Annotated in this window: 24 protein-coding genes; 3 read left to right on the top strand and 21 right to left on the bottom strand. The window is 47.9% G+C overall.

Annotated elements, in window-relative coordinates:
* Positions 1-2: 2 nt before the first annotated feature.
* The 3 genes from ABD031_RS06900 to ABD031_RS06890 all read right to left on the bottom strand — a co-directional run bounded on the left by ABD031_RS06900 (position 3) and on the right by ABD031_RS06890 (position 5,236).
* Entirely contained in the window at positions 3-2,348 is a 2,346-nt protein-coding gene (locus ABD031_RS06900) for a TonB-dependent receptor (protein WP_343849727.1), read from the bottom strand.
* Between the two features lie 125 nt (positions 2,349-2,473).
* Positions 2,474-3,079, bottom strand: coding sequence for a hypothetical protein (locus ABD031_RS06895; RefSeq protein ID WP_343849725.1), 606 nt, complete (start codon positions 3,077-3,079; stop codon positions 2,474-2,476).
* A 945-nt stretch (positions 3,080-4,024) separates the two neighbouring features.
* On the bottom strand, positions 4,025-5,236 hold the full coding sequence (locus ABD031_RS06890; RefSeq protein ID WP_343849723.1) for an LA_2272 family surface repeat-containing protein: 1,212 nt from the start codon (positions 5,234-5,236) through the stop codon (positions 4,025-4,027).
* A 179-nt stretch (positions 5,237-5,415) separates the two neighbouring features.
* Between ABD031_RS06890 and ABD031_RS06885 the strand changes: the two genes are divergently transcribed.
* Positions 5,416-6,435: a PDDEXK nuclease domain-containing protein gene (locus ABD031_RS06885; RefSeq protein ID WP_343849721.1), complete on the top strand. Its 1,020-nt coding sequence runs from the start codon at positions 5,416-5,418 to the stop codon at positions 6,433-6,435.
* 113 nt (positions 6,436-6,548) lie between these two features.
* Here ABD031_RS06885 and ABD031_RS06880 read toward each other — a convergent pair whose 3' ends face one another.
* The 17 genes from ABD031_RS06880 to ABD031_RS06800 all read right to left on the bottom strand — a co-directional run bounded on the left by ABD031_RS06880 (position 6,549) and on the right by ABD031_RS06800 (position 22,372).
* Positions 6,549-8,201 (bottom strand): peptidase associated/transthyretin-like domain-containing protein, encoded by a 1,653-nt coding sequence (locus ABD031_RS06880; RefSeq protein ID WP_343849719.1) that lies wholly within the window; start codon positions 8,199-8,201, stop codon positions 6,549-6,551.
* A gap of 17 nt (positions 8,202-8,218) precedes the next feature.
* A complete protein-coding gene (locus ABD031_RS06875) occupies positions 8,219-9,190 on the bottom strand; it encodes a FecR family protein (RefSeq protein ID WP_343849718.1) in 972 nt (323 codons plus the stop codon).
* Positions 9,187-9,768 carry an RNA polymerase sigma-70 factor gene (locus tag ABD031_RS06870; RefSeq protein WP_343849716.1) on the bottom strand — a complete coding sequence of 194 codons (582 nt, stop codon included), beginning with the start codon at positions 9,766-9,768 and terminating at the stop codon, positions 9,187-9,189. The genes ABD031_RS06875 and ABD031_RS06870 overlap by 4 nt, the downstream gene beginning before the upstream one ends.
* Positions 9,769-10,171: 403 nt before the next feature.
* Positions 10,172-11,995 carry a Xaa-Pro dipeptidyl-peptidase gene (locus tag ABD031_RS06865; protein ID WP_343849714.1) on the bottom strand — a complete coding sequence of 608 codons (1,824 nt, stop codon included), beginning with the start codon at positions 11,993-11,995 and terminating at the stop codon, positions 10,172-10,174.
* Between the two features lie 97 nt (positions 11,996-12,092).
* Positions 12,093-12,584, bottom strand: coding sequence for a DinB family protein (locus ABD031_RS06860; RefSeq protein WP_343849712.1), 492 nt, complete (start codon positions 12,582-12,584; stop codon positions 12,093-12,095).
* 50 nt (positions 12,585-12,634) lie between these two features.
* A complete protein-coding gene (locus ABD031_RS06855) occupies positions 12,635-12,967 on the bottom strand; it encodes a DUF3291 domain-containing protein (protein WP_343849710.1) in 333 nt (110 codons plus the stop codon).
* Positions 12,968-13,073: 106 nt separating this feature from the next.
* Positions 13,074-13,886 carry an N-acetylmuramoyl-L-alanine amidase-like domain-containing protein gene (locus tag ABD031_RS06850; protein ID WP_343849708.1) on the bottom strand — a complete coding sequence of 271 codons (813 nt, stop codon included), beginning with the start codon at positions 13,884-13,886 and terminating at the stop codon, positions 13,074-13,076.
* A 70-nt stretch (positions 13,887-13,956) separates the two neighbouring features.
* Positions 13,957-14,259 (bottom strand): DUF1330 domain-containing protein, encoded by a 303-nt coding sequence (locus ABD031_RS06845; RefSeq protein ID WP_343849706.1) that lies wholly within the window; start codon positions 14,257-14,259, stop codon positions 13,957-13,959.
* A 245-nt stretch (positions 14,260-14,504) separates the two neighbouring features.
* Complete coding sequence (locus tag ABD031_RS06840) at positions 14,505-14,723, bottom strand: DUF6500 family protein (RefSeq protein WP_343849704.1); 219 nt, start codon at positions 14,721-14,723, stop codon at positions 14,505-14,507.
* A gap of 131 nt (positions 14,724-14,854) precedes the next feature.
* Positions 14,855-15,436 carry an NAD(P)H-dependent oxidoreductase gene (locus tag ABD031_RS06835; RefSeq protein WP_343849702.1) on the bottom strand — a complete coding sequence of 194 codons (582 nt, stop codon included), beginning with the start codon at positions 15,434-15,436 and terminating at the stop codon, positions 14,855-14,857.
* 60 nt (positions 15,437-15,496) lie between these two features.
* The gene (locus ABD031_RS06830) at positions 15,497-16,063 is read right to left on the bottom strand and encodes a Crp/Fnr family transcriptional regulator (protein WP_343849700.1); all 567 of its coding nucleotides are present in this window, start codon (positions 16,061-16,063) and stop codon (positions 15,497-15,499) included.
* A 169-nt stretch (positions 16,064-16,232) separates the two neighbouring features.
* Entirely contained in the window at positions 16,233-17,081 is an 849-nt protein-coding gene (locus ABD031_RS06825; RefSeq protein ID WP_343849698.1) for a sialate O-acetylesterase, read from the bottom strand.
* A 256-nt stretch (positions 17,082-17,337) separates the two neighbouring features.
* A complete protein-coding gene (locus tag ABD031_RS06820) occupies positions 17,338-17,814 on the bottom strand; it encodes an SGNH/GDSL hydrolase family protein (protein WP_343849696.1) in 477 nt (158 codons plus the stop codon).
* Positions 17,815-17,870: 56 nt separating this feature from the next.
* Complete coding sequence (locus ABD031_RS06815; RefSeq protein ID WP_343849694.1) at positions 17,871-18,962, bottom strand: alpha/beta fold hydrolase; 1,092 nt, start codon at positions 18,960-18,962, stop codon at positions 17,871-17,873.
* Positions 18,963-19,099: 137 nt separating this feature from the next.
* A complete protein-coding gene (locus ABD031_RS06810) occupies positions 19,100-19,744 on the bottom strand; it encodes a dihydrofolate reductase family protein (RefSeq protein WP_343849692.1) in 645 nt (214 codons plus the stop codon).
* Positions 19,745-19,887: 143 nt separating this feature from the next.
* Positions 19,888-20,385, bottom strand: coding sequence for a GNAT family N-acetyltransferase (locus ABD031_RS06805; protein WP_343849690.1), 498 nt, complete (start codon positions 20,383-20,385; stop codon positions 19,888-19,890).
* A 274-nt stretch (positions 20,386-20,659) separates the two neighbouring features.
* Positions 20,660-22,372 carry a hypothetical protein gene (locus ABD031_RS06800; protein ID WP_343849688.1) on the bottom strand — a complete coding sequence of 571 codons (1,713 nt, stop codon included), beginning with the start codon at positions 22,370-22,372 and terminating at the stop codon, positions 20,660-20,662.
* Between the two features lie 215 nt (positions 22,373-22,587).
* Here ABD031_RS06800 and ABD031_RS06795 point away from each other — a divergent pair, with 215 nt between their 5' ends.
* Positions 22,588-23,337, top strand: a complete 750-nt coding sequence (locus tag ABD031_RS06795) for a YoaK family protein (RefSeq protein WP_343849686.1) — start codon at positions 22,588-22,590, stop codon at positions 23,335-23,337.
* A gap of 155 nt (positions 23,338-23,492) precedes the next feature.
* On the top strand, positions 23,493-23,654 hold the full coding sequence (locus ABD031_RS06790) for a hypothetical protein (RefSeq protein ID WP_343849684.1): 162 nt from the start codon (positions 23,493-23,495) through the stop codon (positions 23,652-23,654).
* 610 nt (positions 23,655-24,264) lie between these two features.
* Here ABD031_RS06790 and ABD031_RS06785 read toward each other — a convergent pair.
* The gene (locus ABD031_RS06785; protein WP_343849682.1) at positions 24,265-24,552 is read right to left on the bottom strand and encodes a hypothetical protein; all 288 of its coding nucleotides are present in this window, start codon (positions 24,550-24,552) and stop codon (positions 24,265-24,267) included.
* Between the last annotated feature and the right edge of the window lie 297 nt (positions 24,553-24,849).

Genomic DNA, 24,849 nt, shown 5'->3' with positions numbered 1-24,849 from the left:
TTCTAAAACTCAATCCGGTAGCTGATCAGCGGTATCATCGGCGTCTGATAGGCCGTTTCGATCTCACCCGACATCGGCTCAAAGTAGCTTCCGTAGATGTTTTTTCGGTTGGTCACATTCTGGATGTCCAGGGCCAGGGTGCTCGTGGATTTGGGTCGGTTCCATTTCAAACTCACGCGAAGGTCAGTTCGGAAGTAGGCCGGATTCTGCTCCTCAAAGGCGCGGCTTTCGTCATGCACCGTCTCATTGTCTTCGATGGAAGCCTCCAGATCGATAGGCGTCGCACGAAGGCCGCCCCCGTAGATGCTTCGCAGATTGATGCCAAGTATCCGATTTTTCTTCAGCGCATATTCCTTCCCGGCTGTCAGACTCAGGTTGGCGTTGCCATTGTACAGCGTATTTCTCCACTTGTCTTCCTGGGTTTTATACAGGGAATTGTACATCGAGCCAGAGAGCAGAAAGTAGAGATTCTTGTGCGTAAACTGCTCCAAAGTGAACTCCGCTCCATAGTTTTTGCCAAAGCCTTCATTCACCAGAGGATCGGTCATGTAGGTCCACTGCTGATTGATGATGGAATAGGTCTCGTCCACACCGGGCTTCACCGGGATGTTGTACAGGTGCTGGTAATAGCCCTCAATCTTCATTCGCAGATATGGATTGAGCTGTCGGTCATAGCCAAGGACAAAGTGATGCGACTTGCTCAGGTCAAGATCTTCGTTGGGCATGATGATCTGGCCATTTTCTTCCTGCTCCGCAAAGTAAGTCCCAAGGGGCTGCACCTGACTGTGAAGCCCGTAGCCTAGGCTGATGCGCTGCTTTTCGTCCAACTCATACGAGGCGCTGAAGCGGGGTTCAATCGAGTTGGTATTGTTGAGCAAAAGCTGAAGGTAGTGGACCCCTACATTGAAGGTCAGACGCTCGGATGCCCGGTAGTTCAGTTGGAAAAAGGCCTGTATGCTTTGGGAATTGCCCTTGGAGTTGATGTGGGTTTCCATCTGCCCCTGATCTTCGTTGTAGCCGTCCTCCTTGAGGTTATAGTAGAGTTGGTTGAAGTATACCCCACTCCGCAAATTAGCCCTCGCCGAAAGCTTGGAGTTCAGGACGGTATTGAAGGTGATCTTGGAGTTGCCAAAATTCTCGTAGCCCCGCTCTTGATCCTCGTATTCATTGTCCAAGCGGCTGTATTGGTCGCCGATCTCGTGTCCGGATGCGAGGACGGTTGCCTGCAGGAAGTTAGACTTGTTGAGGATGTAAGAATACTTGATCCCAGCAGCGCCCGTGTTGGAAAAATAGTTGGAGCTATAGCGGTCTCCCTCACTTTCCCAGATGGTCGAGTCCCGCTCCGCGGCACTGTTTTGGTCGCTCAAGCCCCCAAATCCAAAGACGCTGAAACTGCTGTTTTTTCCGGCAGGCAGGTAAACGTTGAAAGAAAGATCCTGAAAGTTGGTCACAAAGTCGCCCAATGGGATTCCCATCTTGGACAGGATGGAGAGCGTAGAATAGCGGTAGTTGATCAGATACGATCCTTTGTAGCCTTTGGCTATCGGACCTTCGGCAGCAATGTCGGTACCCAGGAATCCGGCCTGGAAGGTAAATTCATTCTGTTCGTTGTTTCCTTTTCTGAGACTCAAATCGAAAACCCCGGACATCGCATTGCCATACTCTGCAGGAAAGGCACCCGTAAGGAAGTCAGAATTGGTGAGCAGTTGCGCACTGAGGATAGAGACGCCGCCTCCAGAGGTGCCCGGATTCACAAAGTGGTTGGGGTTGGGAATGTCGATGCCCTCCATCCTCCAAAGCAATCCGTTGGGGCTGTTGCCACGGATAGAGATGTTGTTGTTGCCATCGTCGGTGCCCACCACACCGGAGAAGGAGGTCGCCATCCTGCCCGGATCGTTTACCGCGGCGGCAAATTTCCGGGTTTCCTCCACCGAGAAGGTCCTACCGCTGACCGTTACCATGTCGTTGACGGTACGCTCTTTTTCCGCTCCCATCACCACGACCTCATCCAGCTGGCCAAAATCTTCCTCTATGGAGATGGCCAACACGACCTCCTTGCCCGAGTTGACCAGGACATTGGGCAGGATGAGGTCTTTGTATCCCACATAGCTGATCCGAAGCGTATGGTTGCCGAGTGACACGCCCGGGATTTTGAAGTCCCCGTTCAGATCCGTGGCAGCCCCCAAGAGCGGGTCGGTGTTCAGGATTGTGACCGTGGCACCCGGGATCGGCGCTTTGCTGACCTGATCGACTACTTTGCCCCGCACCGTTTGAGTCAGGTTTTGGGCATGGAGGGGATTGATTGCGAAGCAAAAAATCACCAAAAGGAGTTTACTAAGCGAATTCATAGCGTTGGTTTAGTTTAATGTTTATGGCTTGGGACAAGGCAAGCCGGTACCAGGCGACGGGTTGGGAGGCAACCGGCCGCGAGGATTCGGGATGTATCATTTAATAGGTGTGGGAAATGGCGGGATTAGTGTTTATTCCCCCATCTGCCGCCGCCGACAAAGAAGCCGAGCGTGAAGGCAAAGTACTCGTTGGTGGCTTGGCCGATGATATCGCCTTCAATGTTCTGGAGATTGCTGGACGGCACGAAGTTGTATTCGGCGCCGATGCGGAACTTTTGTAATTCCACGCCTACTCGCACCATTGGAGCCCAAGCAAATGCTGCCTCCAGGTTTTCGATATCTTCGAGATCATCATCATCGACGTCCACATTGCTCAAGGCATAGTAGCCAAATCCAGCACCGATATAGGGAGCCACCTTGCCCTTTCCGTAGTTGAAATAATAGTTGGTTGTACCGGACACAGACAGGTTGGCGGAAAGCTCGCCGTCATAGTCATCGGGGATTTCGTAGTAAGTGATGTCCTTTGCCATGCCCGTCGCGCCCATTCTCAAGCCTACGGCGAGGTTGTCCATGACCAGGATCTGGGGTTCGATGTGCACCATGGCACCGATGCCGCCGTGTTTTGGAGCAACAAACCCTAGATCCATCTGGTATCTGAATCTATCTGCTTGCTGGGAGTAGGCTGCCTGCATCAGCGTCATTGCGAGCAACAGGCCAAGTAATTTTTTCATTTTCTTTTCGATTTGCAGTCTTGAAGTTTTTCGATTCCCGGGGGAAAAGAAAGAGTTGGTTTAGCTTTCGGTTATAAGACAATCGATCAGGAATTTACCCCTATTCGATCTTTAGTTTTTTTGATTTTTTTATCAAGCGGGTTTGAATGCTGTCCTGCTTCCCTATTGTTGTCTGCTTCTCCAGAAGCTGGACAGGAACTTTCTCTTACTGCGTCACACGCGTGATTTTCCACGGAGATTCAGAGTGCGCTAATAGGGCCCAGAGAACGGATTCTTTGCGGCTTCTGCGGCTCTGCGAGAGAATCTGGCTCGCGAAGGCTCTAAGACGCAGAGATCTATTTCTTTCCCTTGTCCGGCTTCTCCAGAAGCTGGACAGGAACTTTCTCTTACTGCGTCACACGCGTGATTTACCACGGAGATTCAGAGTGCGCTAATAGGGCCCAGAGAACGGATTCTTTGCGGCTTCTGCGGCTCTGCGAGAGAATCTGGCTCGCGAAGGCGCTAAGATGCAGAGATCTATTTCTTTCTCTTGTCCAGCTTCTCCAGAAGCTGGGCACGAACTTTCTCTTACTGCGCTACGCGCGTGGTTTACCGCGGAGATAGAGTGCGCTAATATGGCCCAGAGAACGGATTCTCTGCGGCTTTTGCGGCTCTGCGAGAGAATCTGGCTCGCGAAGGCGCTAAGACGCAGAGATTTATTTCTTTCCCTTGTCCTGCTTCTCCAGAAGCTGGGCACGAACATTCTCTTACTGCGCTACGCGCGTGGTTTACCGTGGAGATAGAGTGCGCTAATATGGCCCAGAGAACGGATTCTTTGCGGCTTTTGCGGCTCTGCGAGAGAATCTGGCTCGCGAAGGCGCTAAGACGCAGAGATCTATTTCTTTCCCTTGTCTGCCTTCTCCAAAAGCTCGGCACGAATATCTCTGCACTCGTGGTTAAACTTTCTTACAGAAACCGGAAGCCTGCCTTAAACCCCCACCAAAACTGACTTCCCAAGTCTTCGGGATAGTACACATCGTTATGGATTTTGGTATCGGTATAGGTGAACAGCTCGGGATGGAAGGCATAGGAACTGTCGTACACCCGGAAGTTGACCGTCGGACCGGCGAAGATGGCAAATCTCCGGCTCGCCTGGAACTCCGCCCCGAGATACCCTCGGTTGATCAGATTGAGCGCATGGACTCCGCCTTGGCTGAGTTGCTCAGAACTAACCTCCACGTTGAGAAAGAGCTTCTTGGTCAACCTTGGTGAGGTACCCAAACCATAGCCAAAAGACCAAGTGACCTGATCATTCGATTCGGGTCTAATACCTGCAAAGAAGATATTGTAAAACTCACGCTTGCCGGTACGAAATGCCATATTCAAGGGCAAGACCTCGTTGGCACTTAGCTCGATGGTATGGTATCCGGACCTAACAAAACTGAAAAATCCCACAGGAATCCCACTCGTGCTGTCGGAATAGTTGATCAAGCCGAGCTGGAAGCCATCGATCTTGTTGGCGAAGTTTACCGCGCCGATTTGCGAACCTTTGACCCGGTAAGTAGCAAAATTGAGAAGACCGGCTACCTGCGTGCCTTTAAGATCCGCTGCAGCGAAGTTTACCACCCCGGCAACTTGCACGCCCTCGACTTTTTTGGGAGAAAAATTTATTAGCCCCGCGACCTGCACACCATCCACCACTCCAGTAGTGAAGTTGGCCAATCCAGCCAGCTGCACTCCTTTTACGGAATCGAGATTGGAATTGAAAAGGCCGGCCAGCTGCACGCCATCGACTTTTCCACCGACTTGGTTGAAAAGACCGGCCATCTGCACTCCGGTCATGTCGCTTCGGTTGATGTTGAACAGCCCTGCCATCTCCAGCTTGGTTGTACCTGCGGAGTAGCCACCCAGCAAGTTGATGGAGTAGTCATTGACCATGTTGCCGGAGTACATGCCATTTGTGCCTACATAGGGCACAAAGGAAAACTGGAATTTGGTCGAGCTGGTATCGCTCAGGTCTTTGCCGAAGGGATCAAACCGGAAAGGTTCCGGTTTTTGCAATACCAGTGGCTTCTCATTTTTGTTCAGGCTGTCCGATTCGGTCTGTCGAGCCTGAGCTTCAAGTCCATGTAGGGAAAAGAGGAGGATCGCTGCGAAGATTTTGCTAATCGTATTCATGATCTGGTTTAGTTTCGCTCTTAAGACAAGCGAAAGCAGCTCTACCCCTATTCGTTTTCAAAAAAATATGATACGAGAAGCGAAACACGGGAGAAAGCAGGGTTTGGGATTTTGCTTCAAAAAAAGGAACTTGTTAGCTGTCCAAAGCCGTAGGCAAATACCCAGGAGGTCTGGAAATTATGGAGCTAAAAAAAGAGCTAATCCATCAAATACAAAGCATCATTGCCTCGGCAAGAGAGCGGGCTATTCGGTCTGTCGATACCGAGCGGGTGTTGATGTATTGGCAGATTGGCAAGGTGATTTTTGAAGAAGAGCAAGATGGCAAAGAGCGGGCTGGGTATGGAGATTTTCTGATCAAATCCCTGTCAAGTTCTTTGCAGCCTCAATTTGGGAGTGGGTTTTCTTATCGACAGCTCAATTGGTATCGTAAATTCTATCGAACATTCCCAATTGTGTCCGCAGTGCGGACACAATTCAGTTGGACCCATTTCAAAACGCTTTTGAGCATTGACAATGCCAACAAAAGGGAGTTCTACATCGCTGAAGCCGCCAAAAACAACTGGACAGCAAGGCAACTGGAAAGACAAGTCAACAGCCAACTCTTTGAAAGGTTATTGATGAGCAACGACGTCCAGGCAGTACTAGCTGTAGCCCGAGAGGAAAAATTACCCAGTGACGCCAAAGAAATCATCAAAGACCCCATGGTTTTGGAATTTCTGGGGTTAAGAAGAGAAGCCGCTTATTACGAAAAAGATTTGAAGGCAGCTATCATTACCCATTTGCAGGATTTCTTGTTGGAAATTGGCAATGGATTCTCGTTTGTAGCTCGGCAAAAGCGGATCCATATCGAAGGCGATGAGTTTTCCATTGACCTTGTATTTTTCAATCGCCTGTTGCAGTGTTTTGTGTTGATGGAAATAAAAACTTCCAAAATCACACACCAGGATATTGGGCAGCTGCAGATGTATGTCAATTATTACGACCGCTTCGAAAAGCAGGACTTTGAAAACCCCACGATTGGAATCTTACTCTGCGCTGACAAAAACGATGCAGTCGTAAAGATCACCTTGCCTGAAAACAACAAATCCATCGTCGCAAGCAAATACCAGCTGTATTTACCGACCGAGCAACAATTGATCGCAGCGGTGCAGAAAGAAATTGAAAAACTGGATCAACAGGAAAATAGGGACACGGAGTAGCCTCATCCTTTTTTAGCCGGTCTGACACTCCAAAGGATACAATGACAGCGTTTTTTAGGTCCACGATTTTCGGGAAACTTTACAACCTTCCCACCTTTTCACCCAACCACTTTCTAAAAAAACCTCACTCCTGCCCTAAATCCAAGCCAAAGCTGGCTTGCGATATCGTCCATCGGAAGATATTTTTCTGAAAGGATCTTGGGCTGTACGTAATAAAAAGTCACAGGATGATCCGTATACGAACTGTCATAAACTCTCCAGTTGATACTTGGCCCAGCATAGAGCCCAAAGCCCTTCACCATCTGCCAATCAAACCCCAGGTAAGCCCGGTTGATCAGATTCATTGCGACAACGTTGCCCTTGTTCATCTGTTCGGAAGTGAATTCAATATTCAAAAAGGTTTTTCTACCCAATCTCGGAGAGAAACCTATCCCGTAGCCAAATGCCCAGGTAGTGGAATCCGCCTGCTCGGGACGAACGCCTGCGAAAATAATATTGTAAAAGGCCCTTGTGCCAGTACGCAACGCAATATTGGTTGGGAAAATCTCATCAGCGCCTATCTCCACTTTGTGATAGCCTTTGCGGACAAAACTGATCAGACCCACAGGAGCTCCGCTGGTGCTGTCCGAGTAGTTTAATAGACCTACCTGCGAACCGATGACGTTTCTGCCGATGTTCAAGATTCCAGCAATCTGTGCGCCGGAGATATCGCGATGGTTGTAATTGACCAAGCCTGCGATTTGGGTTCCCTGGAGGTTTTTGGTATTAATGTTCATCAGGCCCGCGAGTTGGAATCCACGAACATTGCCGGTGGAGAAATTGACCAATCCTCCGATCTGGGCGGCCTTGACCGAATCCATCGCGGAATTGACCAAGCCGGCTAGTTGAAGACCTCGAACTTGCCCGCCGACTTGGTTAAACAGTCCTGCGATCTGTACCACACCTGCGTCGCCTTTGGTAATGTTGAAAAGTCCGCCGAGTTCCGCCTTGGTCGTTCCTCCCGAAAAGCCTCCCAAAAGGTTGAGGGAATAATCGTTGATGACGCTGCCAGAAATCTTCCGGTTGGTGCCGACAAAGGGCACTACGGAAAACTGGAAGCCCCGGTGGATGTCGCCTGTTACGTTTTCGAGGTTGGTGAAGCCCACGGAGTTTTTGGTCCAAACCCAGAAGTTCTTCATAGGTTCGGCAATGCTCTTGCCCACTCCTTCGGTCTTGAGCAGGATTTTTTGGAAAGAATTACCAGAATTGTCCAAAACTAATGTGTCGGAAAAATCCTTCTTGTTGACGATCAACTCAAAGTTTTCGGCTGCCGGATTTTTCACTTCAAACTGGAAATAACCGTACTCATCCGTGGTAGAGGACTTCAGCGTGATGGGGTCATAGACGGTCGCGTCCCGGATCCCTTTTCCGCTTTCATCTACCACATAGCCGCTGACCACGACCTCTTTGCCCGAGCTGGGCTTGGGTGTCAGGATCACATAGACGCCCTTTTGCTTGAGCTGCACTTCCCCTTCAAATACGACTTCCAATATTTCCCGAAGGGATCGATCGGGAAAATCCCCGGACACTTCCCGACTGACATCGATGGCGGATGGGCTGTAGGAAAATACACAGCCTGCCTCCTGAGAAAGCCGCTTGAGAAACTGATCTATGCGCTCATCTTGGGCATTGATCGTGACCTTTCGCTCCAAGACAGGAATGGTTTGGCTTTGCCCTTTTCCTATCATCAAAAAAAATACGGCGAAAAAAAGTAACAGTCTATTCATTATGCAATGTGCTCTGATTAAGAACAGCCTTCACCGCTCAGGGTGATTTCGTCTCCGCTTTCGTTGATCTCCAGTCCCATGGTTTCCGAGAGGATAGTCAGAATGGTTTCCAGCTCTTCGTTGTCGAATTCAACGGTAATCTTGCAGGTTTCGATACCACCCAAAAGGTTGATTTTTCGGTCATAAACATCGCTGATTCGGTCCACTACCGCCTGGAGCGTTTCTTCGGCAAACTGGAAAGAACGGGTTTTGAAGGCCACCACATTGGTGTCTGCGACGGTCTTGTTGTAGCTGCCGGACGCCTTGTCGTAGATGCCTTTTTCTCCGGCCTGAAGCAGGATGCCCTCTTCGGTTTTGCTGTAAAACTGCACAGCGCCCTCCAGTACCGAGACTTCCACCTGCTTGCCGTCAGGATAGGCTTTCACATGAAATACCGTCCCGATATCCCGGATCAGAAGATTTTCCGCCTCTACCGTCCATTGAACTTCTTTTTCCTTGCCGATGCTGATGGTAGCTTCCCCCTTGAGTTGAATGGTTCCGGTTTTCTTCCGGGCATTGTAATCCACCTTGATTTCAGAGGCCTTGTTCATTGAGATCTCTGTCTGATCGGGCAGTGTCTGGGTTTGAACCGTGTTTTCGCTCAGGTAGACAAACTCATCCCCGGGAGCCAGGTTCCAATAAAAGAGATAGGATACCGCTGCCAAGAGAACCAATCCTGCGGCCACTTTCCAAAGCGGCATCAAAGTCCTGTGCACGGCTTTCTTTGTGCTGATCTGCTCTTTTACCTTTTCCCAGGCTGCCTCCGTGTCGAAACTCCGCTCGTCTGGAAGCTGGGCTTGCTCAAAAATATAAAGTGAGTCGTCGAGGTATTTTTGGTTGTCAGGCGAGAGGGCACACCATTCCCGCAAGTCCCGGCTTTCCTGCTCCGAGGCTTCACCGACGATGAATTTGCCGATCAGGTCTTCGATATATTCCTCTTCCCACTTCATGAATCCAACAAATTGCTCATCAAAATCGCCAACAAAGGCAGGTACTCTTTCAATTGGGTGCGCATGATTTTCAGCGCTTTGCCCATTTGGTTTTCTACTGTTTTCACCGACAGATTGAGCTGATCGGCGATCTCCTGATACTTCAGCTCCTCAAATCGACTCATCGTGAAGATCAGCCTGCACTGCTCGGGCAGGGTCTGGATTGCCGCCTTGATCTTGTCCTCCAGCTCCACATGGATGGCCAGATGATCAGCCGAATCGGACGTTTTTTCTCCCATAGCCACTTCCCCGGCAATGTATTTTTGCTTCACCTGCTCATGTTTCAGCTCGTTCAGACAGGAATTTCTCACTGCCCGGTAGAGGTAGGATTTGACCGATGTGTCGATGGAGATGGTTTCTCGCTTTTCCCAGAATCCGATGAATGCAGCCTGCACGATCTCTTCTGCTCCGTCAGGGTCCTTGAGGAAGCTGGTCGCATAGCGACATAGCGGCTGGTAAAAGGTTTTGAACAACATCTCAAAGGCAGGGATTTGGCCCGATTGTATTGCTGAAAAAACCTCTGGATCCGTTGCCTGCATGGAAAAGTAACTGCTTTTGCTGCAAGATAAGATTTTGGTTTCTTTTTGGAATAAGACAACTCAAAAGCTTCTTACCCCTATGCGGCCTTCGATATTTTTTCGAAAGTCTTGCTAGAGTGGGGGAAAGTAGGATGTCGGGTGACCGATGTCAGGTGACCGATGTCCTGTGGGATATCTCAGACTGAGCGGAGTCGAAGTCGGTCCGGTGCTACATGTTCATATCATAAAGGTTACAGTGATCAGTCTCAGTTTTCAGTTACCTAAACTGAGGAGAACCTCGGAGTGGTACTCAATCGTTTTTCTGGACGGCCATGAGCAGCCTTCCAAAGACAGGAATGGCCTGAGTTCCCGCGAAGGTTATCCGTGTTGCACCGCTCATCCCTCATCGGACATCCGACATTCCTCATTTCACCGCCTTCTCAACCGCCGCTTTCCCTCCCACCACAGGAAGAGTCAGCACCGTCCCATCGAGATCGACAGTCAGCTCAGTTCCCGGCTTTGGCAGGATGGTAAACTCTGAGTCGGAGGAGAAGATCATCAGGCCGATCTGTTGTCCTGCGGGAATGATCTGATCGTCCGGTTGCAGGTCAAAACTCACTTCGTAAAACTTACCCGGCACCATCGGTTCTTCCTTGCGGATATCCGCGTGATTCTTTGGATCGGCCCAACCTCGTGTGATGATGTTGTCGGTGATCTTGGCATTCCGACCCTCGGTCCATGGCAGGGAAACCAACCAGACCGAAAGGTTTGCCGCAGGCTTGTTAGAAGCAAGCTTAACGGTGATTTTGGCAGTACCGGAGATATGGACTGACTCTTTGAGCACAGGGCTGAGGTAAATCAGTCGATGCTCTGTATAGTCGGCTTGGGCAAGTGATGAACCTGAAAAGGAGTAGTTGTCTACCAAAGTCTCCTTTACACCTGAATTTGACTTCTCCAAGCCCAACGACCCCGCAGCGGGAGCTCCACCTTTCAGGAAGAAACTCACATCGGAAGCCTGGGGATTCGGGAAATCGGCGTAGGCAGTTGGCTTGGATCTGTCATCTTGCTCACGGACAATATAGGCTCTAGGATCTTTTTCGACGCCATTTTCCACTCCATGCAGGTAGCGCGTAAACCATCGGTTCATCATCGCAAGCGGCGGAGGTCCACCGTGTCCGTTTTGGTGGTAGTAGATCATCGATGGGATGCCTTTGGCGCGAGCTGCTTCGTAGATGCGGTAACTGTGCTCGGGCATCACATTCCAGTCGTTGAATCCGTGTGACATGAGCAAAGCCGCCTTCATCGGCCCCATGTCGTTGAGGTAGTCTCGGCCTGCCCAGAAGTCGTTGTAGTCGCCGGTGGCGCGATCCATGCCTTGCGCCATTTCGGTATCGCGGACGGTTTTATTGTTGTAGGGACGCTTGGACTCATCGCCGCTGTGGATGAAATCATACAGCACATCGATGTCCTCGCCCAGGTATCCGCCTGGTGAGCGAACGAGGCCATTGGATCGGTAATAATGATAGTAGGAAGTATTGGGAGCGATGGGAATGATTGCCTCCAGTCCCTCCACACCCGTGGTTGCGGCGGCAAGCGGGAGCGTGCCATTGTAGGAAGTTCCGGTCATACCGACCTTGCCAGTTGACCAGAAGGCCTTTACTTTCTCATTTCCGTCCGGTGTCGTGTAACCGTTGTCCTTTCCGGTCAGCCATTCGATGACTGCTTTGGGGGCCAAAGACTCATTGTCGCCGCCGACAGTGGGCGAACCCTGGGAAAGTCCGGTGCCGGGCGAAGAAGAGTGAACGACGATGTAGCCACGCGGAACCCAGGTCATGATTTCGTCATTGGAGATGATGGGGCGCTTGCCTCGGCGAACGACTTCGACTTGGTTTCGGGGCTTTTCAGCAGCGCCCAATTCATGTTTCACATCCCAAAAAATCGGTGCATTTCCAGCCGTTCCGGCGTAATAAGGACTGCTCGCATAGATCACAGGAAGTTTCAATCCTTCGGTTTCGGTTTGCTTGGGTCGTGTCACGTCGACATGCATCCGATCCTTTTTACCATCTCCATCGGTATCAAATTCAGTTTCCACCCAAAGATCGTGTCTGATCCAATTGGCAGTATCTTTCAGTTCCGGTACGATCTGAGCTTCTCCATTTTCAAAAATCGGCTTGACCTGGGCGAGCAAAGTCAGTGAACCGCCAAAAACAAAAAGGATTAAAAGTGCAGATAGCTTTGTAATCTTCATGGGTAGGTGGAAGTATAGGGTTCGGTCGTTATTTCAAGTTTAATATTAGAACGAAAATTCTTTTTCTCTTGGCCTCTCGAGTAAAAAATCGATGAAGCTAGGCGAGTAACTGGGGAATCGGCAAGTGGGGATCAGCGGGATAGAAAGGATCTAAAATCTGATTGAGGTGATGCTCCAGGTGATCCACATAGTCTCGGATCAAAAAGGCCAAATCTTTGGTTTCACCGCTTCCCAAGAGAATCGGGTAAGCCAACGTAAGCTCAGTTTGACGGAGGATTACTTGTTGGATTCGGAGATTGATTGCCTTCCAAAAACCACACAATTCGTCCACAGAAGCTTCTTGATAGTAATTTGCTCGCACCAATTGATCTTGGTCATAGGGTCGTATCGGATAGGGTTTGGTAGCGAATTGGATCTCATTAAACCGCTGGAGGTTGTTGATTCCTGAGTCGATCAGGTGTCCAAGGATTTCCTTCTTCGACCATTTATTAGGTGAAGTTTTTTGGCTTAGCGCAAGTTGATCTGAAGGCTGGACGTAGGAAATTCCTCGTTCAACAAGGGATTCCAATCGTTTCGCTAATTTTTCCATGGGTTTGAAATTGTGCGTCTGCATTCTAAAACAACTTTTTAACTGCCTGCCTAGAAACTATACACCTTGCCTTTTTCCAAAAGCCTGATGGCTTCTTCCCAGGAAGGCAATTTTTGAGATTCATAGGTGTAGGTCCGGACTTCTTTCGCTATTTCTTTGGTTTTCTTCATCGCCTCCAAGTGTGCCCCGCTTTGCGCAAAGGACTTCAGGTCAGCTTCGTTTTCCCAAAGCGCCATCGTGTAATGAGTCGTCCAAAAGCCCTTTTTCCGAAACCCCTTGCAGTTTGTTGCCTTCAATTGTTTAAGAATTTTTAGGGCTTTCGCAGACAATGCAAAAAACTTGAAGGGGCCTTTCAGCTCGATGGAGGTAATGGTTACTTTCATTTTTCTTTAGCCACATTATGTTGAGTGAAACATGATTCACCCGAAAAATCCCGCTCGCCACCCTGAGAATTATAGGTCTGAAGCTTACCGAGACTAACCACTGGAATTAATCCACCAAGCTGCAAACCATAATTCCCGATTGGGATTTATTGCCGGCCAGGTAGTCGCTGAGCGGTTTTTCGGAGATCTCCACTTTCATCGAACCGGTACTCGCATGCATCAAATGAATCCTTCCTCCCTGCTCCACGGCAAATCCCACATGGACAATATCCATATTCTTCATCGTCGTCGTGATGGCGATCAAATCGCCCGATTGGATCTTTTGCTCGTGTTGTTGGATTTCAGCTTTGGGGATGAAATAGTAGGTTCGTTTAGCAATCGCAGCTTCGTCAGCTTGGATGGCTTTGACAAAATCCGGGTTGCTCAACTGTGCGTAAAACTTCGGGTTTTCCGACATGAAAGTCGGGGCATTGGGATAGCTTGTTCCGCCGATTTCGCGCGTAATGTCTTTGAGGATTCCTTTCTCCTGGTTTTGAAAAATCCAATCAGAAAAATAATGCAGGCGTGAAGAATAGTCTTTTCGGACGCCGCCCTGATAGCGAAGCTTTTCGAGTTCCTTTTCGTAAGCTGCAAAAGTCAGTTCCCCGTCTTTCGCAATCCGCGCCAATGTCACAACGGTTTCCAAATAAGTCGTGCAGTCCAAACCGGTCAGGTTGATCACCAGCTTTTCCTCGCCAGGCAGCTCCAGGGTTTTTTCGACGTAGGGAGTACCGATGAAGCCTCTGCCGATTTCCACTACCAAGTCTTGTACGGATTTGTCGGAAAGATCCTTTTGCGACAGCTCTGCCAAAGTAGCATCGAGCCGCTCCCGGCTTTCGAGGGAACAGACAGTTTGGCCAAAACCAAAAATGGGACACAAAAAGAATAAAATCGCTAAAAGACGCATAGAAATGTGAAGGATAAGTCGGGTTGAAAATAGTCTTTTTAGCTCAAAGCTGAGTCCCTTTGATCAGCACCACTGCTCGTATGGATTGTTCCTTGAGATGCAAAAATCGCTTTCGATCCTCGTCGTTCAAGAAATCCCGAAAATCGTCTTCGGATTCAAATTCCACCAAATGAACTTCATAGGGCCGCTCGATATTGGATTCGACGAACGTGTCCCCTGTCGGTCGGATTCGCAGCACAAGCCGCCCCTTATATTTTAAAATGGTCGGGATGGCAACGTCCTCAAACTGATTAAATACAGCTTCCTGTCCTTCGTTGATGTAGATGAGTTGGGTTAAGTAGATCATGGTTTTAATCGGCTTAGTTTTATTTTTAATACTTTTAGTCCCCTCTTTTATGAATTGGTCTCGACAAGCTCGAGCACCGAATCCTGGATTTGGATGGAGTCAGATTTTTCTCGGGCACCGAGCTTGTCGAGGTGTAATCGCATTCTCTTTTACTACCCCTTACGGCTTTTCCCTTCCAATAAATCGTTGTATGTCGGAGTTTAAGCACAATCAATTCGAATTCAGGCAATATAACTTCGCGCTGCTCACAAGCCACTTTTCACCATCTCCCGGATCTTGACGGCCTTCTCGAAGTGATCCAGCTTGTGGGTCATGATCCACCACTCCGCTACCTCCATCAGCAGTTCTGGGTTGTCATTTTTATTGGAGAAAAAGGCATAAAACGAAAGACCGACGTTTTCGCCTTTCTTTTCGATCTTCTCGTCGCAGACGGCTATGATTTTTTGACTGATGGATTCATTCATGGGTTTAAAAATATCGAATTGTTTTCTGGAATGAATCATTGCAATGTTTGCTGAAATTTACTCAAGAAAATCTCCGAGGTTCTGTAAGACGCCAAAGGTTCCAAGACTGATCACTGCCACTGAATACTGTCCTACCGCTGCCCCCGTCCCAGCTTCTCCATCTTGCCCAGCCAACTGTCACGCATTTTTTCGTCAGATGTCTTCACGATCCCTATATAGGACACTTTGACGGGACTTACCCCACAAAATTCCAAGGTCGATTTCTTGAGCTGATTCACACTGGGTCGACCAAACATGAGTCTGTAAATCCAGCCAGGCTGGTCTAGGGTCGTGATGATCCGTGCGGATTTACCTTTCAGAAGTTTGTCCCAAAAAATCGACTTCTCCCGATACCGAAACGCAAATCCGGGCAGGAACAGCCGATCGATGAAACCCTTCGTAATCGCCGGCAAACCTCCCCACCACACGGGATGAACCCACACCAAATGCTCTGCCCACTGGATTGCCTCCCAGGCGCGGAGCAAGTCCGGCTCCAGTTCGGTTCGCTTCTGAAAGCCAAATTGCAGGTTGGGGTTGAAATCCAAGTCCGCAATCGTAAGCTCTTTGATTTCAGCCCCGGACTGCGCTGCTCCGGCCTTGTAGGCTCTTGCAATTCCAAAGTTGAAGGAATCCCGGTTGGGATGTCCGTTGATGATGAGGATTTTCTTAGACATCTGTTCGCTTGTTGTGCTGCGAAAATAGAGATGCCGACTGCGGGACTACCGGACAAATGTCTAAAAGGAAATTTCCCTTCGGATTCTGCTCAGATGCCGCTGGGTGATGCCGAGATACGACGCCAGATATTGCAGAGGAAGCAATTGAACGTATTCAGGCTGGTGCTCCAGCAGTGCTTTGTAGCGCTGGGCGGCGCTGTCTTTCTGGAGTTGAAAGATGCGCTTCTCCAACTCCAGGTATTGCTGCTCTGCGATGATTTTGAGAAACTTCGTCCAGCTGTGATTTTGGCTAAACAGTTTTTCGATCTTCTCCTTCTTGATGACAAAAAGCTCTGACTGAGAAAGTGCCTGCATCGTCTCCAAACTCGGATTTCCCGTGATAAACGAAGAATAGGAAGCCATCAGGTCATTGGGAAATCTGAAGCAATAGGTGATGTCATCACCCTTGTCTGAGGAGTAAAAGGAGCGAAAAATCCCCGACACGATTAACGCGATCTCGCTGCACCGCTCCCCTTCCCTGACAAAAAACTCGTTTTTGCTTACCGTTTTTCGCTCAAAGAGCTGGATGAAAGTGGCAATCTCCTCTTCGCTAAACACATCGAATTCACGGAAATAGGCTTGGATCATGGGGTGTCGGAATGGGGAGGAAAAATAGTTGTAGCGAGCGTATGACTTAAAACGAGTGCCAAGATCGTATTAAAGTTGATTTGAAGTGTCAGGCCTGGGAATTAATGCTATAGATGCAGCGTAAATCTGTGCATCTGTGGCATTTAATCCGTCCTTGTTGATTGACCTATCATTGGTGGCTAGGAGCGGACTTTGCTTCGATATCGATAAATTTTTCTCCAAATCGCTTCCCCATTTCCCGTTGCCCATCCGAATCAAAATGAACGCTATCGCCCTTATGGTTCAAATCTCCCGTGCGTATCAAATAGGCATTGGGGTCGGACTTGACATAGCGTCTTATTTTAAAATTTATTGCGCGCCAACTTTTTTTGGTCTTTGAAAACGAGCCCAATTCGCCCAGCAAAATCGGCAGGTTTGGATTGCCAGCGGCGGATCTAAATTCTCCGAACAAGGTCCGAAGTTGCTCGACATGGATTTCAATCGTTTCGGCTTTCGCAGCATCTGTTTCCCCTTGATGCCAAAGTATCCCCTTAATTTGGCCGAACTGTTTTCCGATTTCGAGCTTCTCCCTAAAATTGGAGAGGAGCGTCACATCCCGATAAGTCGAATCGTTGATCCATTGACCGATTGCGCTGCCACCAACTGCTGTGGGAATCAGCACAATTGAAATGCTGTCGGGAACATGATTCAGCAACTCCTTGCCAAAGGAAAGTCCACAGTCCAAACCCGTCAATATCGGCTCATAAAAGTGAAGAGGTTCCTTTGCTATCAGCAAGTCTCCGGCTTTGTTGATTGTCAAAATTCGGGGATTGGGTATCGTATCTATCGCTTCAACCTGCCCACGTCCCGCCATATTTGACTGACCTGCCAATACGAAAACCCAGGTATTTTCCTTGTCGGGAAGCTCATTTGGGCGCCGTTCGGCTTTCGGAAAAAACTCGGTTCTCAGATCTTGCGCATTCGATTCAAGCACGAATAAAAAAAGCAGGAATACCGTCAGGGTGATTTTAGGAGTCATTTTAGTAGAGTTATTGGGGGATGGAATCAAACTTAGAATAAATGTCCACTTGTTTTTATTTCTATTCCTTGTCTACAGATTCAAAATACAAGCCACAAAAATCTCCGTGTCCTTCAAAAAAGTCTGTGTCATAATATACTTGTGTGTCCCCAAACCATGCGGAGATAAATAAAAAAACTTGTGTCGTCCTAAAATGCACTATAACGTTTAGGCCATGCTACGTATGCAGTATAGGTGATGTTGGCGTGTCGTGTTTTTATTTTCCCTTTTTTGTTTGTCGTTGCTCAAACTCTCCAATCATTTTATTTAACCCCTTTACTTGTTCTTTGTCAATCCGTCCGATTTGTTCAGCGACAACAATATTGTCAATTACGCTGTCGTACTCGTGAATGTCTTTAATTTTCTTTCTTTTTAATACTGCTTGAATCGTATCTTTTCTCTCAAAGTCAATTTTGTTCTTATATACTTCAGTCCAAAATTTTTCAATGTCTTCGCCATCCGCTTCATTCCAATAAATTAAGAAGTCATTCTCTAGATATTTAAGACTGGCTACTTTCTTAAATTGAGGTTCAGGGTTGAGAGCCATATTTTTAATTTCTCGTCCCCAATTGAAGAAATGGGTTCTGGTCTTCTCGTCTAATGATTTTGAGCCAACAATGACTTTTTCAGCAATGTCGATTGTTTTAGCAAGCTGTTCAGCTTTTTCTTGATATGTCTGTCGTTTTGTAGTCATTTTATATGAACGCCAACGTCAAAGGTTAACCCCGGATATGGTCTGTGGTCTCCTATCTAATCGACTCTGATACTCATGAAAATCGCGTACTGTGAGTCGATCACTACTTGATTGAATCCGTGGGCAGTATTTGGCAACAATACATAGTCCTTCGCAGGTGATTTCAACTGTTCGAAAAACAATCGGGTGGATTCCTTTGGAGTCAAGATATCTTCCTCGCCTTGGATAAGATAGACCGGTATTTTGAAGTCAAGGCTGGTTTCCAAGAAATTGATCGAAGCCCGCATCGCCGCGACACCCAAGACTTTGTCCCCTACAAAGTTGACATACGAATAATCGTCTCCATCGCTTCGGTGTTGATCGTCTTTTGCATTTGCGTAGTCGGAAGAAGGCACAAACCAGGACTCAGGCGCTGGTTGGGAGTTTTGGCTTTCGTACTTTTTCACGATTCTCCACAGCTGTCCTACCGTCCTCGCCCGGTCGTAGGGAGGTGCGCCGATCTCATTTAGTCTGTCGAGGGATGTCGTGTCATTTGCGGCTGTTGCCAGTTGTTGGACTTTCTTGTAGAGGCCTTCGTCGCTCGATGGATTAACGATCTGTGAATGTCCGACGTAGGCGTAGAACAAGTCAGGGCGTTTGGTGGCGATGGCTACGCCCAAAGCTGATCCCCAGGAAGTGCCAAAGAGGATGATCTTTTCTTTCCCCAAATGTTCAATCAAAAACTCGGAGAGAGCAATTCCGTCGTCCGCCATCTGGGTCAAAGTCAATGGGTTCGCTTGCAAAAACTCCGGGGTCAGTTCCTCCGGCGCATTGCGGCCATAGGTTCTGCCTGCTCCTCGCTGATCCCACTGGACGATCAGAAAATCGGTTTCCCAGGCTTTGTAGAGATTATCCGCATACGGGCTCATCACGCTGCCCGGCCCTCCATGAAGAAACAAGATGACAGGTTTACCGGGATTTCCCCTGATCGTCACCCATTGCTCGATGCCGTTGATCGTGACAAATTTCTCCTCAGAAATCGGCGAACTTGCTGGTTCGGCTGCCGCTGAACGACGAGTGCCGGTCTCCTGCCCGCAGACCGTCAAGCCGCAAAAAAAACAGAAGGTGAAGAACAGTGAGGTAAGCTGGGAAAAGGGTCGTCGGTGCATTGAAGTCGTAGATTGGGATTTGTTGAAGGACTAATTTAAGAGGGAAGGAGGGATAGTTCATCAAACTGTGGCTAGGGTTTAATCTCGGTAACAAACCTTACCTTATTTGAGGTCAATTCTTTGGTCTCGCAGACTCGCTACCCCTTCGTGATCACCAAATGAGTCGCAAGTTCGCCTTCCGTCCTTTGCACGGTTTTGTACCCCAGACTCACCATGTCAATGCCGGCAAACAAATGCTCCCCCGAACCGAGAAAGACCGGTGACACGGCAAGATGCAGTTCGTCGATATAGCCTGCTTTCAGGAACTGGCGGACCGTGTCAGCCCCTCCTCCGATCCGGATATCCCTCCCATTCGCGGCTTTTTTGGCTTGCTCCAACGCGGCCTCTATTCCCTGGGTGACAAAGTAAAAGGTCGTCCCGCCCTTCATCGTCAAAGGCTCTCTTTCAAAATGGGTCAACACAAACACCGGGACATGATAGGGCGGATTGGGGCCCCACCAGCCTTTCCATTCGCCATTTGGCCAGTCTCCACGGATCGGCCCAAACATATTGCGGCCCATGATCCAGGCGCCAAGATTTTCAAAGCCCTTTTCGACGAAGTCATTGTCAAATCCCTCCGAGCCTAGCTCCTGCCCTACCATCTTGCCAAAAACCTTGGTCTCACGCAGCCAATCATGGAGATGCTCCGCTCCCAGCCCCATGGGCTTTTCCAGGCTTTGCTCCGGCCCAGCTCCATATCCATCTAGAGAAATGGTATAACTCAATACTTTGACCTTGGTCATGGCTTCAAAATTGGTGTACACTAAATTTACATTTTATCGTCGGGAGATGAGTAACTACGCTTTCAAAAAAGGGCGGAATACCGAGGCAGGCGTCAGTTTCAATATTCTCGTGACGGCGGCCAACCTGTGCAAGCAACAACTTCCTAGTTCCGCTGCGCAGGTCTTCTATTTAATTCATATACAAGACACATCGTGCCATAAAAATCCCGCTCTTCCAAAAATTCAAAGCCAAGTCTCTCATAGAATCTATGCGCGTTAACATTGGTTTTCAGAGGATCAATCAGTATCCCGGTTACTTTTGGATCTTCAAAGCATCTTGCAATAGCCATATTCATCATCGCTGTCCCATAGCCCTTGTTCAGGTTTTCTACCTCTCCAATCCAGATGTCAACCGCTCTTTTATTCCTTTCAACATTACCCCAATAGCGTGTCTCCTCCTGATATGGACCGATAATCTGAATGAAACCAATAGGTGTACCGTCCAAATCAGCAATCAATTGCTCCCGCCATATCGGGTTTCGACCGAGTTCCCGCTCCCACTTCCAATCGTCATCAGGATCACAGTCAATCACGTGCTGTTTTGTATCCCAATAACGCAGCAGTTCGAGGTCTCCGATTGTGGCTTGCCTAAGGTGTATCATTGCGCTGATTTTCTTGGGTTATAAAGGTCGTATTGCATCAAAAAATCTTTAGAGAGTTGTCTTTGAAATTTTGAGGAACATACCTAAAGATTCTAAAACCCTACCAACCAGAACCAAAGTCTGGTTCCTGAATATCAACGTTCTAACTCTTGATTCTATTCGGTGCAGTCGAGATCTTTTTCACGGCACCGACCCTTTGAAATGCTGAAAAACAAACGAAGCGATAAAGTACCCCCTGAGCCTTCCGAAAAACTTTCCGCTGCTTTCATCACCATCAGGAAACTCGAATGGTATGTTTAAAAGGCGTAAAACCTGTCAGGTAGACCGTAGGCGCAGACATGCGAGGCAAAGCTCCGCGTAAGAGGACACCCTTGTGCTCGGCCAGTCCGGGTCCAAAGCTCAGCTTGTCGCCTTTTAGTGTATAAGTTGCCATTTCAGCTGTATTGAGGAGGTAGGCATTGTTTTCAGCCGCTAGTGGCATGACGTTTTTGAACTCCCCACCTTCCCGGAAAATAAGCTCCACCGATACCGGAACACCATCGGTACCGGTGATTTCGATGTCGCATTCTACTCCGACGCCTTTTTCCCGAATTCGAACAGTCGAAACGAGGTGCTGTGTTTCGCTTTTTGTCCGACCGCTTTGCGGCATCTTATTCCAATCTCCATCCGGATCGATGGAATCTTTGGGGTACGGTTGGTAATAGGGCCCAGCGAGCTTTTGCTCCATGACGTAGTCCTTGTCCTCCTGCCGAATCTCGGCTCCCTGAAATTGTCCTTTTCCGAAAAAGGAAGAGGAAAAGCGTAGGCCCTGCAACACAGCATTGCCGCTATGAAAACTTAGAAAAGTGGGATTTTGGGAAATGACGGTAGCATCCAAATTCCCCCGCCGGATGCGCACCAGACCCGAGTACGGAAAGGCCTTTGCGTAACTTGTAGGCAATGCCGTCGACTGGGGAAGCTCTCGCCAAAGAGAGGTGTCTTCTAAAAAATAAGGTAATTGGGAAGCAGATTTTTCTAGTACAGTAGCCTCGATTTTTTGACATATAGCGGAAAAAACACCATTCTGATCCTGCAAGGCCATAAAACGGTAGGGGTAATAATAGCCTTCCATGGTTCCTATGGCGGCTTTATCCTGCCGACCCGAAGCGTCAGTGGCTACCTCACCGTTAGGATGGATATAGTAGGTGGTCATCATCAGATTTCTTCGCACGTACTCATACAGTTCCGGCTTGTCCGCTCCATTGGCGATGGTAATAAGCACCCGATCGGTGAGGGGCGAATAGATAAGGGTACTCTTCTCGTCGTACTGTCCGTCGGGATCCATGTCAATGTTTTCTCCCAGCCATTCGTTGATGCGGGCCAAGTAGCGCGGATCGGGCCATAGTTCGTTCAGCTTCGTCAATCCCGCCGATACCACCCAGCGGTGGTTGGGAGTATGGATACCACCTACGATCAGGCATTCACCGGCTCGTTGCAAAAAGGTTTTTAGGAGCTCCAGCTGACTGGAATACCGGGCACCGACTTCCCGTAGGACAATGATGTACACAGGCACCAGCCATTTGACTATGAAACCCGTGTCGGGCGTGGAGTGAAAATTGGTCGAAAGCAGGTCGATGGTACCGTCGGAATGCTGGATTTTCAGAAGATAATGTATTGCCTCTTCGAGTTCTTTGGCTACTACTTCAGAGCGGTAATGGTGGCTCTCAGGACTCGCCAGGGCACTGCCCGCCGCGCGGATATATGCGACGGTTGAATGTGCATTGGGGATTTCGGCCCCATCGAGGTAGCCGCCGTAGGCTGGACTATTAGCATCAGAAACCCGATATTCGCTCAGCCGATCCAGCTGAGTGTCATTGACTTTGATTAAGCGAAGCAGCCAGTCGGGCTTGCTTTCGGCTTTTGCGGTCCTGCGAAAAGCCATCGAAGTTAACATAGGAACCGCACAAAGACCTAACGTGCCGAAATGGACAAATTCTCTTCGTTTCATATCTCGTAAAGCAAAAATTGTTTAGCTAAACATATGGATTAAAATGCCCAAATCAGATAGACGCGTATCCTTAGCTTATCTCAAAAGAATTGAAACCCTCATGTTCATAAAGAGATAAGCTTTCGGAAGAAAAGCATGCGTCACAAAACCGGACGAAAGCGTTAAATTTACAGGGATGCGGTATCCCATCGCGATGCCGCTCAAATCCCCACGAAATGTTTAGACATCAAGGCAAAAGCAGAACATTAATGCATAATCTTCAGCTGGCTGCTATCTTGTCTTTAGTCGCAGGTATTGTCAATGTTTGCGGATTTTTGGCTATCCATCAGCTGACTACAAACGTAACGGGGCATTTCGCCTTGTTCATCAATGATGTAGCAAATACGGAATTCCTAAAGGGAGTAACTTATTTCGCCTACATCCTTTCATTCTTCCTTGGTTCATTCATGTCCAGTTTTCTGATAGAGCGCTTTCATGAAAACAGGCGTCTGAATGTGTATGTAATACCAACCTTATTGGAATGCGCTTTTTTAATATCGGTGGTAGTGCTATGCTACCAATCTGAATTAGAATTCCCCAATACGGTGGCCTGCTTACTCCTGTTCGCGATGGGGTTGCAAAATTCCTATGTAACCAAAATTTCAAACGCCGTCGTTCGTACCACACACCTAACAGGACTTTTTACCGACTTGGGGATTGAACTTTCACAGCTTTTCTTTCCAAAATATCGCCTACATCGAGAAAAAATCAAGGCCAACATCAAACTTCGATTGGTGATAATATCTTCATTTTTTATCGGAGGATTAGCCGGTGGATTCTGTTACGTAGAACTTGATTATAGGATGAACACTCTGGTAATTGCTGTCTTGTTATTGCTTTTTGGGTTGTTTTTCGATGATTTCAAATATCGAGTCCTGATAACAAGAAGGAAATATTTGCAAAAAAAAGCAGCAAACGACAGTTAGATTTTTGGACCGTACCAAGCCTTGCTTGCTTCAAGTGAGAGTTTTTCGAAGTCTAGATGAATGAGATGTACAATGTGTTTTTTGGGATTCGGGGAAAAGTAGTCACACTTGTTGCCTTTCTAGCCATCACCATTTCCTGACGGGATCTATTGGGAATGACAACCTATACTGCAGAGGTAAAAGCTAAAGAAGTGGCGATTCGAAAAACCTTAGGCGCTTCTGTCGGCAGTATCGTGCTAAAGTTATCGATGGAATTTATCAAGCTCGTCGTGATTTCCCATTATTTTGGGTATTCCTGCGGCATGGTTTGCAAATAGTTTTATGGCAGCAAAGTCTGGCTCATCGGCTGAATATCGGTTTGGGTACACTTGGACTTTCCCTGATTTTCATTTTGCTATTGACCCTCTTTAAAGTACGTTCGCAACCCCTCAAAGCGCCTTTCCTAAATCCAGCTTCTAAACTTATTAATGAATAAAGAATTCATTCGAAAATTGGCAAGAGAGCCAAGGAAACTTTTCCGCCTGGATTCCTTGGGGGCATTGGTTTCCCTGGTTTTCCTGCTACTCATTGCTGAGTTTTTCCTTGATTGGATTGGCATGCCTCGCTTTATTCTGATTTCATTGTCAGCAGTATCATCTTGCCTTTTTTCTTATTCCTTGATTTGTTTTTTAATTTTGAAAAAAAACTACGCAGTCCACATCAGGTTGATTAGTATCGCTAACTCTTGTTATTGCCTTCTTACCTTTAGCCTTCTGGTTAATTTTTTCCCGCTACTTCCCGTCATAGGAATAATATACTTCAGCATGGAAATAATTGTGATTTGTGCTTTGATACACATTGAATGGTCCGTACAGCGACTGGTTTCCAAAACAAACTAAAAAGCCCCACTAACAAGGTCAGATGGGGCTTTTTTGGAATTCAGTTTTATCATGCCAACTCAATCGATACTACGGCATGGATAGGCAGGAATAATCCTGACTTCAGAATGACATGCAGATCCGTAACAGCAATCACGGAGCACTCCACTTCCAAGATTTCGTCGTGGTCATCTTTGAAATTGATTTTTGCTGTGTCATGCTCTAAGTAGTGAAGAAGGATCGCTCGTCTGAGCAAAAACTCCCGTTCAGCTTTTAGACTTTTGTCAAGTAACACTTCACTAATGGCAAATTTTGATGCATCAAAACCAGCCATATCATTTACTGATATAGTTTTCATTGTTAGGATTTTTAAAGGGATTGTTCAATTATAGACCTGAATCAGGCAGCCTGAAATCTGAAAATCCTAAATCCTAAGGTTCTGAAACAAGATGAAGAGATCGCCAAATGTGAATTTGGATGGAAAAAGTAAGGTTATCCTCGTCCAAATGCCTTTTGGTAAATAGAAGTCGGAAAAAAACGCGCTTGCCAAATTTTTCGAGGAATCGTCTACCTCATCTGAATTTTGACCGGAGGAAAATTGTCTCTGTGTTAATCCAAAGTCACTAAATAACCCATGGGATTCATTGATGACTGT

Source organism: Algoriphagus jejuensis (assembly GCF_039523455.1).
Classification (GTDB): domain Bacteria; phylum Bacteroidota; class Bacteroidia; order Cytophagales; family Cyclobacteriaceae; genus Algoriphagus; species Algoriphagus jejuensis.
The sequence above is the reverse complement of the archived record's forward strand: the minus strand, read 5'-3'. Positions and strand labels throughout refer to the sequence as shown.